Below are 619 nucleotides of genomic sequence, written 5' to 3'. Positions count from 1 at the left end.
TAATATTGCTGTTGTATTTGAACAAACACAATTAACGTATCAGGAACTTAATGAAAAATCCAATCAGTTGGCTTATTATTTAAGAGAAAATTATGCGATTAAGCCAGATGATCTGGTGGGAGTAAAGCTGGCTAAAAGTGATAAAATGATTGTAGCTCTTTTAGGAGTATTGAAATCCGGAGCAGCATATCTTCCTATAGATGTTAATTATCCTCAAGACCGTATAACTTATATTGAACAAGATTGCAGATGCAAGATAGTTCTCGATGAAGAGGAAATGATGTTATGTAATTTAGAAAGATATAAGTACGGAAATGAGAATCCTGACCCTATTAATCAGTCAGGTGATTTGGCCTATGTTATTTATACTTCGGGTTCTACAGGACAGCCCAAAGGTGTTATGGTAGAGCATAGCAGTAATGTTAATATGTCTTTAGATCAGATTAAAACCTTTGGCATTACAGAAAATGATAAAGTAGTCTGGTTTGCTTCTGTAGCTTTTGATGCTTCCATATCCGAGATTATGATGAGTTTGTACAGTGGTGCTGCTTTGTGTATTCCGAGTGAAGAAACCATTAAAGATAAAGAGGCGTTTGTAGAATTTCTAAAACAAACGCAA

1 protein-coding gene is annotated in these 619 nt (G+C 34.7%); it reads left to right on the top strand.

Annotation, left to right across the window (positions count from 1 at the left end):
• On the top strand, nucleotides 1-619 hold a 619-nt coding region (locus DM397_RS00480; RefSeq protein ID WP_162615432.1), incomplete at both ends, for an AMP-binding protein.

Origin of the sequence: Flavobacterium nitrogenifigens, assembly GCF_003254565.1 — a bacterium.
GTDB lineage: Bacteria > Bacteroidota > Bacteroidia > Flavobacteriales > Flavobacteriaceae > Flavobacterium > Flavobacterium nitrogenifigens.
Note: the sequence above shows the minus strand (reverse complement) of the source record. Positions and strands in the feature narration are given on the sequence as shown.